Source organism: Peptostreptococcaceae bacterium, from assembly GCA_016649995.1.
GTDB lineage: Bacteria > Bacillota > Clostridia > Peptostreptococcales > BM714 > BM714.
In genome coordinates this window covers 1-8,913 of sequence record JAENWJ010000061.1, presented here as the reverse complement: position 1 = coordinate 8,913, position 8,913 = coordinate 1, and the positions used below count along the sequence as shown (strand labels likewise).

Below are 8,913 nucleotides of genomic sequence, written 5' to 3'. Positions count from 1 at the left end.
TATATCAATGATGTCTATATCTCCCTCTATGGGAAGGGGCCTTCTTCGTCCGCTTGCATCGGGTTCGCCAAGCTTCATGTTTTGAACCTCTAGCTTAGCTGCGCGTCCGTTTTCGCCGGCAATGACTTTTTTCGGGCTTGCCAGAAATACGAACTCGACGCCTTCCTCGCGGGCTTCAACTATTTCAACTTCTTCAGCGGGCATTTCGGTCTCGGTTCTTCTGTATACCAGATAAACTTTTTCTGCGCCAAGACGAACAGCTGTTCTTGCGGCGTCCATTGCGGTATTTCCTCCGCCGACTACTGCCACGCGGTTGCCTATATTGGTTGGTTCACCAAGCGCTGCTTTTCTAAGAAAGTCGATTCCTCCGTACACGCCTTCCATCTCTTCGCCCTCGCAGCGCATGGAGGAACTTTTCCATGCCCCTATTCCTACGAACACGGAGTCGAAATCTTTTTTGAGTCCGCTAACGGTGAAATCTCTTCCTGCCTTGGAGTTGTTAATCAATTTTACGCCCATTTTTTCAATAACGCCTATTTCCTTGTCAAGAACATCCTTGGGAAGACGGTAGGCCGGGATTCCGTAGCGGAGCATTCCGCCCATTTGGGGCATCATGTCGTATATGGCCACATCGTGGCCCTTTACGGCCAAGAAATATGCGGCAGTTAGTCCTGCGGGTCCACCGCCCACTATGGCAACCCTTTTGCCCGTTGGGGCGCTAAGCTCGGGAATGAACATCTCTTCTTTTTTCATGTCCATGTCTGCTATGAAGCGTTTTTGCCATGCTATTGCGATAGGCTCTTCGACAAGCTCTCTTCTGCAGGCGTCCTCGCATGGATGGGGGCAAACCCTGCCTATGCAGCCTGGAAGGGGAAGCTGCTCCTTGACTAGCTTTAAGGCCTCGTCGAATTCGCCGTTTGCAATAAGTCCTACATAACCCTGGCAGTCCGTCTGTCCGGGACATGCCAATACGCATGGCGGGCGGCAGTCTCCTACATGGTCTGACAAAAGAAGCTCAAGGGCTATCTTGCGTGATTCAACAACGCGATTGGTCCTTGTCTTAACAACCATTCCATCCCTAGCCTGCGTTGCGCAAGACCTTAAGAGCTTGGGTATTCCTTCAACCTCAACTACGCACATTCCGCAGGAACCGTAAATATCCATACGCTCGTCGAAACAAAGCGTCGGTATATCTATTTCGTAAGCCTTTGCTATCTCAAGGATTGTGTCTCCCTGATGGCCTTTTACTTCAATTCCATCTATATTTAATCTTATCTCTGACATTTGTTTTCCCCTCCCCTATATTATTTTCACTGCATCAACCGGACATACTTCTGCGCATTTTCCGCACTTGATGCATGCTGTCTGGTCGATTTCGTGTGGTTTCTTAACTTCTCCGGTTATGCAGGATACAGGACAATTCCTTGCGCATGCCGTGCAGCCTATGCATTTTTCGGTATCTATAGTATAGGTGATGAGGGCGGTGCATTGCTTGGCGGGGCATTTTTTGTCCCTTATATGAGCCTCGTATTCATCCCTGAAATATCTGATTGTAGTGAGTACCGGGTTCGGTGCAGTTTGGCCTAATCCGCAGAGAGAGCCGTCCTTGACCTTCTTGGCTAAATCCTCAAGAAGTTCAATGTCGCCTTCTTTGCCCTCGCCCTTGGTTATGCGGGTGAGTATTTCAAGCATGCGGGTTGTGCCTATTCGGCAGTGTATGCATTTTCCGCAAGATTCCTTCTTGGTGAAATCGAGAAAGAAGCGCGTAACGTCAACCATGCAGGTTGTCTCATCCAACACTACCATTCCGCCGGATCCAACTATAGCTCCTGTCTTGTTGATGGATGCGTATTCCATAGGAGTATCCAAAAGTGATTCCGGCAGACAGCCGCCGGATGGGCCGCCTAGCTGAACGGCCTTGAATTTTTTGTTGTCCCGTATGCCGCCGCCTATGTCGAAAATGATTTCCCTTAGGGTCATTCCCATTGGCACTTCTACCAATCCGCCGTTCTTAATCTTTCCTGTCAAGGCAAAAACCTTCGTGCCTTTTGAGTCTTCTGTTCCCATGGATGAGAATGCCTCTGCGCCATTGTTTATAATCCATGCCACATTTGCAAAAGTCTCGACATTGTTTATGTTTGTAGGTTGCTGCCAGTATCCCTTTTGAGCAGGGAAAGGAGGCTTGAGCCTGGGCATTCCACGTTCCCCTTCAAGAGAGGCTATCAGTGCAGTTTCTTCGCCGCAGACAAAGGCTCCTGCGCCGGCTTTTATCCTTATGTCAAAGTTGAAATCCAATCCGAAGATCCTTTTCCCGAGAATTCCTTTTTCACGGGCCTGTCCTATTGCTTTTTCAAGGCGCACGATGGCGAGGGGATACTCTGCTCTTACATAAACGATTCCCTCTTCGGCTCCCATTGCGTAGGCGCCTATCATCATTCCTTCTATCAGATTATGTGGGTCGCCTTCAAGAACGCTTCGGTCCATGAATGCTCCTGGGTCGCCCTCGTCGGCGTTGCATACGATGTATTTAGGTGTGCTTTTGGAGGCCAATGCAGCGTTCCATTTGAACCAGGTCGGAAAACCTGCTCCGCCTCGGCCTCTAAGACCGGATTTCTTGATGATGTCTATTACTTCTTCCTGCGTTAGTTTTTTAAGACATTTTTTTATGGCTTCATATCCGCCGATTTCAAGGTAGTCGTCAATTTTTTCCGGATTTATAATTCCGCAATTTCTTAGTACGATTCGCTTTTGGTTTCCGAGTATATTTAGATCGTTTTGGCTGATTTCGCAGGTGTTGACTTCCTGGTTGTCTCGTATTTTTTTAAGAATCAGGTTGTCAACCATTTCAGGAGTCACCTTTACATAAGTAGTTTTTTCTCCATAATCGTCGTAGATGTCTACTATTGGTTCAAGGTAGCACATTCCGCAACATCCTGTGATTTCAACATCGGCCTTTAGATTGTTTGCCAAAAGAACCTCGGTTATTTTTTTGTGAACCTTGCCGGCTCCCGCGGCTAGACCGCAACTTCCCTCTCCTATAAAAATTCTCATCTACTGCACCTCCCCTTCAATCAGGGTTTCTTTAATTAATTTATCGATGATGCTTTCTGCCTTTTTAGGGGTGAGTTTTGCATATGTTTCCCCATTGATCATCATGACAGGTGAAAGGCTGCAACATCCAAGGCAGGCGACATTATTCAAGGTGAACAGTCCGTCCTCGGTTGTTTCGCCGTCCTTGATATTTAGCTTTTGGCATATAGCCGTCTCGATTTTTTTCGATCCATTTACGTGGCAGGCCGTTCCCTGGCAAAGCATTATCAAATATTTTCCTACCGGTTTGAGTCTGAATTGAGTGTAGAAGGTTACTACTCCGTAAATTTTTGCGGGTTTTACATGGGTTTTTTCTGCGATGTAAAAAATAACTTCCTCCGACAGGTACCCATAAGTTTCCTGGGCCTTTTGAAGTATGGTAATCAGACTGCCTTTTACATGTGCGTATTTATCAAGAACCGGATCGATTCGTGATAAATCAAACTCGCGTTGTTTCATATCATGTCCCCCTTAGAATAATTTATTAAAAAAATAGCAATAGCACAAATGCTCTGCCATTGCTTCTCTGTCAGGTTGGTTGCGATGAATCATCAAAGTATGATTCTTCCAGAGTTCTGTCCGGAACCGGTCCTTTTGCCTGAAAAATTCATCAATGTCGGCAAACATTGACTTGTCCCTTCGGCGGCCCCAATGGGCGCTCTCCCGAGTCTTTCATCCAGTTATCGCATGATTTCTTAAGCTAGTGATTGTTAAGTAAAAATCCAAATAGACATTCTCCAATAATAGTATAACCTATCAAGCATATTTTTTGTTAAAAAAATCAAATTATTATGTTTAAACTATTCGTTTCAACTCTTTTTTTCTATTGCGATATCATTAAGTATGAAACGGTCGTGAATATGGGACAAAACCTCATTGCCGGAAGCCTTGTCGATAATACAGGATATCTTTATATCGGAGGTGCTTATCATCTGTATGTTTACGCCGAGTTCAAAAAGTGATTCGAAAAGATTGGAAGCGACGTTGACACTGTTAGCTATGCCCGTTCCCACTATGGAGAGCTTGCAGACCTCGTCGTCGAAGGAAACCTCCTTGGCCAGAATTTCTTTGGAAACCCTTCTGCTTATTGAAAGGGCTTTATCAAGATGGTCCTTCTTGACCGTGAACGAAACATCGTTGACATTGTCCCTGCTAATGTTTTGTATGATCATATCTATGGGGATGCTTTCTCCGGCGAGCTCCGAGAAGAGTTTGAAAGCAATGCCGGGGCGGTCGGGGACCTCCATTATCGTAATTTTTGCTATGTCTTCATCAAGGGTTACGCCTCTAACTACCACTTTTTCCACTTGGTCAACCTCCACTATTCTTGTTCCGGGTTTGTCCTCGAAGCTTGATTTCACTTCAAGAGGTACTTTAAATTTTCTTGCCAGCTCCACTGAACGGGGATGAAGGATCTGTGCTCCGAGAAAGGCCAATTCAAGCATTTCATCGTATGAAATCACATCGAGTTTTTTGGCATTTCTAACCTTGCGTGGGTCGCTCGTGTATATTCCGTCAACATCCGTATAAATTTCGCATTTCTCGGCATTTAGCGCTGCTGCCAAAGCCACTGCAGTGGTGTCGGAACCACCTCTTCCAAGCGTTGCAATGTCGCGTTTTTCTGTAATCCCCTGAAAACCTGCGGCCACTACAATGCGTCCTTCATCAATCTCCCTAAGAATCCTTGCAGTGTCTATGTCGAGAATTCGCGCATTCTTGTGATGAAGGTCGGTTATTATTCCTGATTGGGGGCCGGTAAGAGAAACTGCCTCATATCCTTCGGCTTCTATGGCCATTGACAAAAGGGAGATAGAAACCATTTCCCCCGTTGAAAGAAGCATGTCCATTTCGCGTTCGGAAGGCTTTGCAGATATGGAATATGCCATTTCTACTAAGCGGTCCGTGCTGTCACCCATGGCTGATACCACTGCAACCACACTGCCATACTTCTTTTTGGTTTCGATTATTTTTTTCGCGACGCATCGTATCCTTTCGATTGAACCGACAGATGTGCCACCGTATTTTTGTACTATGAGCTGATTCATTTAGACCTCCGCGTATGCCTGTGAAAAACAATAGTAATCATCATAAAGACAATTTCAATTATAGAATAAAAGTTGTCCGTCTGCAAGACCTTATTGCACGCAAATCCCGGTATCTTGACAAAAGGGCGCAATTAAATTAAGATGGTAGGAAATAATCATATTTTGACTGTGAAGGATGACAGTAGGATTGTGCGGTTACAATAAAAGAGAGCAGGCTGGTGGTGAAAAGCTTGCAGCACGCATAGAATCCGAAATACACATCCCGAGTCTCGGCATAGTCGCGGACGTCATCCGTTATAATGGCTGAGGCATGGTTTTCCATGCGAATTAAGGTGGTACCGCGAGCGCTTCGCCCTTACAGGGAGATGCGCTTTTTTTTAATGCAAACAAACTTAAAAGGAGAGATAAATCATGCGCAACGTATACGATATTTTAGAAGAGAGAGGCTATATTGAGCAAGCCACCCATGAAGATGAAATAAAGGAACTTCTCGGGAAGGAGAAAGTTACCTTTTATATAGGGTTTGATCCGACAGCGGACAGCCTTCATGTGGGGCATTTTATTCAGGTAATGGTCATGATGCATATGCAGCAGGCCGGCCACAGGCCGATAGCTCTCATAGGAGGAGGCACCGGAATGGTTGGGGACCCATCAGGGAAAACCGATATGAGAAAAATGATGACCTCCGAAATAGTGCAAAGCAATTCGGAATCCTTTAAAAAACAGTTTTCCAAATTTATTGATTTTTCTGAGGGAAAAGCCCTCATGGTAAACAATGCCGAATGGTTGATGTCTCTTAACTACATCGAGTTCTTGAGAGAAATAGGACGCCACTTTTCTGTAAATCGAATGCTTTCTGCGGAATGTTTCAAGCAACGTCTCGAAAAAGGGCTTTCGTTTCTTGAATTCAACTATATGATAATGCAGGGATACGACTTCCTCGAACTTTACAGAAGGTATGGTTGCAAGATTCAGCTTGGAGGGAATGACCAATGGTCTAATATAATTGCCGGAGCCGATCTTATTAGAAGGGTTGAATCTCAGCCGGCTTTTGGACTCACATTCAGCTTGCTAACAACTAGTGAAGGCAAGAAAATGGGCAAGACGGAAAAGGGAGCCCTTTGGCTTGATGCCACAAAGACGTCGCCATATGAATTCTACCAATATTGGAGAAATATCGCCGATCCCGATGTTGAGAAATGTCTCTCGCTTCTAACATTTCTTCCTATGGAAGAGGTCAGGAAGCTTGGCAGTCTTGAGGGACATGAAATAAACAGAGCCAAGGAAGTTCTGGCCTATGAAGTCACAAAACTTGTCCATACTGAAAAAGATGCCAACGAAGCAAGAGATGCCGCGCGAGCCCTTTTCGAAGGAGGAGGCGTAAAGGAAAACATTCCGACCGTTTCGATATCGGCAAAGATGATAGAGGACGGAGTAGATATAATCACGCTGCTTAAAGAAGCGGGGCTCATTAAATCAAAGGGTGAAGGGCGACGTCTGATAGGACAAAATGGCATATATATCCACGACGAAGCCGTTCTTGCGTTTGATTATATTGTTACCCAAGCCGACATTAAGGATGGGGCTATATTAATAAGAAAAGGGAAGAAAGTCTATAGAAATATCGTTCCCGAATAGATGAACGAGAGGTTGCCACAATAAAAGGGAGCACACTGAGTGCTCCCTTTTGATATAATTAACTTTATGAGAAGCGCCCGAACACCTGTGACTTTAGTCGTGGGATGAATGGCACCATTTGTTTAAGATCACTGGGGACGGTTCTTTTTGATTTATGTTAAAATGAGACACAATTTAATCATCCGCGTCATATCAAAAACATAGGTGGAGTCCAAACGGATTCCACCTATAATTAACTTTATGGGGATTTTGCGCTTAAATATAGTGTTTAAGTTTGATGTATAATCAGCGCATTTCAATATATTCATGAAAACTTGCGGGTGCCATATGCGCAGACTAGAAGCACTGTGATAATAAGGCCCAGGTATAAAAAAATTGGAAAATTGCCTTCGCTTTCATGTATAGGCATGAAAAATACGCAAGCGGAAACAAGACCTGCTGCAATGAGTCTTATGCCGGTCCATTTTGAAAGGGCATCCTTGTCCTTGCAGGTTTTTGGATTGTACATCCTCATTATTTCAACTACCTTGTATTTCAATATAAGAAATCCGATTATCGCAAGAAAAATTCCCGTTATCAAAAAAAATATTTGCATATCAAGCACCTCCACTACTATATAAATACAATATAGCACAAAAGAACATTTGAGATGTGTTTTTTAATCAGTTTAAATATGAATAGATAGGGACATTGGGAGTACTAATAGTGTAAAATAGATAAAAGAGAAGAAAGAAAGGATACTTATATGGGCAAAATAATGATCATTACCGCTTCAACAGGGGGCGGACACAATCAGGTGGCGATGACCCTAGAAGCTGGGTTTGAGGAACACGGCCACGAAACTAATACGGTTGATTTTATAAAGGAAGAAAACAGAATGCTTGAAATCATAGTCGAAGATGGCTACGAGATTCTTGCCGGGTGGTTTCCTAAATTCTATGGGGAGCTGTATAAAATAACAAACAGGGTAAACCTTGACGGGCCCTTTGTGAAACTTATCATACGAGCCGAAAAAAGGCGGATTTTGGAAATAATACAGGAACAGAAGCCGGATTTGATAATCGGTACACATCCGTTTGCGGTAAAGCTGATCGGTACACTAAAAAAGAACAGCCTTATAGAGACTCCTTTTATATCAATTGTGACTGATTTTGAGGCGCATCAAGCATATATAGATCAAAATGTCGACGCATATGTAACGGGGAGCAGGCACACGAGAGCCGGATTGATAATAAAGGGCATAGAGCCCGAGAAAATATATACATTGGGGATACCTATCAAATCGAATTTCCTAGAAAAGACAAATAAGCCGCCTTCGCATCCGGGTGCATTCACGGTGCTTCTGATGGGAGGGTCAATGGGTCTTAGAGGTATCAAGAAGGTGCTTTCGCGTCTGCTTGCAATGGACGAAGCCATGTTCATATATGCAGTCTGCGGGAACAATCAGGAGCTTAAAAATCGCTTGACAGAAAAACATGCCCAGGCGATTGCGAACGGAAAGCTTGAAGTAATGGGTTTTGTTGACAACATTTCAGAGCTCATGGACGACGCCGATGTAATAGTAACCAAGCCGGGAGGTCTAACTGTTTCCGAGTCCATAGCAAAGCGTTTGCCTATGATAATACCATTCTTCATCCCGGGACAGGAGGAGGAAAACGCCGACTTCTTAGCCCTTAGAGGAGCGGCTGTGAAAATCGAAAAGGAAGATGACATTGCAGATGTGGTTGAATCCATGATAAATGATGAAAGCGTGCTGAAAAACATGAGAGAAAACATGGATCTAATGAACAGGGGAGACTCAATCGAAGGCGTAATTGCCTTGGCGGAAGACCTATTGAAGCGTGATGAAAAAAAAGTCGGTCTCAAGGAATGCCTGGAAAAAGAAATCAATTCTTTGGGAATATATAATGTATGGACTGCCGTAAAAATTGAAAAAGGGTCATCTGTAATGAGCCGTAGACTGATGGATGTCTGTGGCATTGAATACGAGGCCGAATTTGTAGAGAAGGTTTTCATAGAAGATTACTACGACGACGAAGAATTCAAGAAAGATGCAGGGAAGAGATGCAAACTTCGCTGAGGATTAAAGCAGAGGTTAAATGCGCTTCCACAGGGTAAAGATAAAGCATAAGTCAGTAGT

General features: G+C 44.3%; 7 protein-coding genes and 1 riboswitch. Of the genes, 2 read left to right on the top strand and 5 right to left on the bottom strand.

What is annotated here, in order from left to right; translation table 11 throughout:
• From JJE29_08335 to JJE29_08320, 4 genes are all read right to left on the bottom strand, one after another.
• Nucleotides 1–1,284 (bottom strand): FAD-dependent oxidoreductase (locus tag JJE29_08335; GenBank protein MBK5252621.1); only part of this gene is annotated, 1,284 nt, incomplete at its 3' end.
• Nucleotides 1,285–1,299: 15 nt separating this feature from the next.
• Complete coding sequence (locus tag JJE29_08330; protein ID MBK5252620.1) at nt 1,300–3,051, bottom strand: NADH-quinone oxidoreductase subunit NuoF; 1,752 nt, start codon at nt 3,049–3,051, stop codon at nt 1,300–1,302.
• Nucleotides 3,052–3,549: an NADH-quinone oxidoreductase subunit NuoE gene (gene nuoE, locus JJE29_08325; GenBank protein ID MBK5252619.1), complete on the bottom strand. Its 498-nt coding sequence runs from the start codon at nt 3,547–3,549 to the stop codon at nt 3,052–3,054.
• A gap of 117 nt (nt 3,550–3,666) precedes the next feature.
• A riboswitch (glycine riboswitch) is annotated at nt 3,667–3,766 on the bottom strand.
• Nucleotides 3,767–3,899: 133 nt separating this feature from the next.
• On the bottom strand, nt 3,900–5,135 hold the full coding sequence (locus tag JJE29_08320; GenBank protein MBK5252618.1) for an aspartate kinase: 1,236 nt from the start codon (nt 5,133–5,135) through the stop codon (nt 3,900–3,902).
• Between the two features lie 411 nt (nt 5,136–5,546).
• On the opposite strand from JJE29_08320, the gene JJE29_08315 reads away from it, so the two are divergent.
• Nucleotides 5,547–6,773, top strand: a complete 1,227-nt coding sequence (locus JJE29_08315; protein MBK5252617.1) for a tyrosine--tRNA ligase — start codon at nt 5,547–5,549, stop codon at nt 6,771–6,773.
• A gap of 304 nt (nt 6,774–7,077) precedes the next feature.
• Here JJE29_08315 and JJE29_08310 read toward each other — a convergent pair whose 3' ends face one another.
• Nucleotides 7,078–7,368 (bottom strand): hypothetical protein, encoded by a 291-nt coding sequence (locus tag JJE29_08310; protein ID MBK5252616.1) that lies wholly within the window; start codon nt 7,366–7,368, stop codon nt 7,078–7,080.
• A 150-nt stretch (nt 7,369–7,518) separates the two neighbouring features.
• On the opposite strand from JJE29_08310, the gene JJE29_08305 reads away from it, so the two are divergent.
• The gene (locus JJE29_08305; protein MBK5252615.1) at nt 7,519–8,853 is read left to right on the top strand and encodes a glycosyltransferase; all 1,335 of its coding nucleotides are present in this window, start codon (nt 7,519–7,521) and stop codon (nt 8,851–8,853) included.
• Nucleotides 8,854–8,913: the final 60 nt, after the last annotated feature.

What these genes read in the sequence shown, in the direction of transcription:
- JJE29_08330 (MBK5252620.1), bottom strand. Translation starts at nt 3,051, where the DNA reads ATGAGAATTTTTATAGGAGAGGGAAGTTGCGGTCTAGCCGCGGGAGCC.
- nuoE (MBK5252619.1), bottom strand. Translation starts at nt 3,549, where the DNA reads ATGAAACAACGCGAGTTTGATTTATCACGAATCGATCCGGTTCTTGAT.
- JJE29_08320 (MBK5252618.1), bottom strand. Translation starts at nt 5,135, where the DNA reads ATGAATCAGCTCATAGTACAAAAATACGGTGGCACATCTGTCGGTTCA.
- JJE29_08315 (MBK5252617.1), top strand. Translation starts at nt 5,547, where the DNA reads ATGCGCAACGTATACGATATTTTAGAAGAGAGAGGCTATATTGAGCAA.
- JJE29_08310 (MBK5252616.1), bottom strand. Translation starts at nt 7,368, where the DNA reads ATGCAAATATTTTTTTTGATAACGGGAATTTTTCTTGCGATAATCGGA.
- JJE29_08305 (MBK5252615.1), top strand. Translation starts at nt 7,519, where the DNA reads ATGGGCAAAATAATGATCATTACCGCTTCAACAGGGGGCGGACACAAT.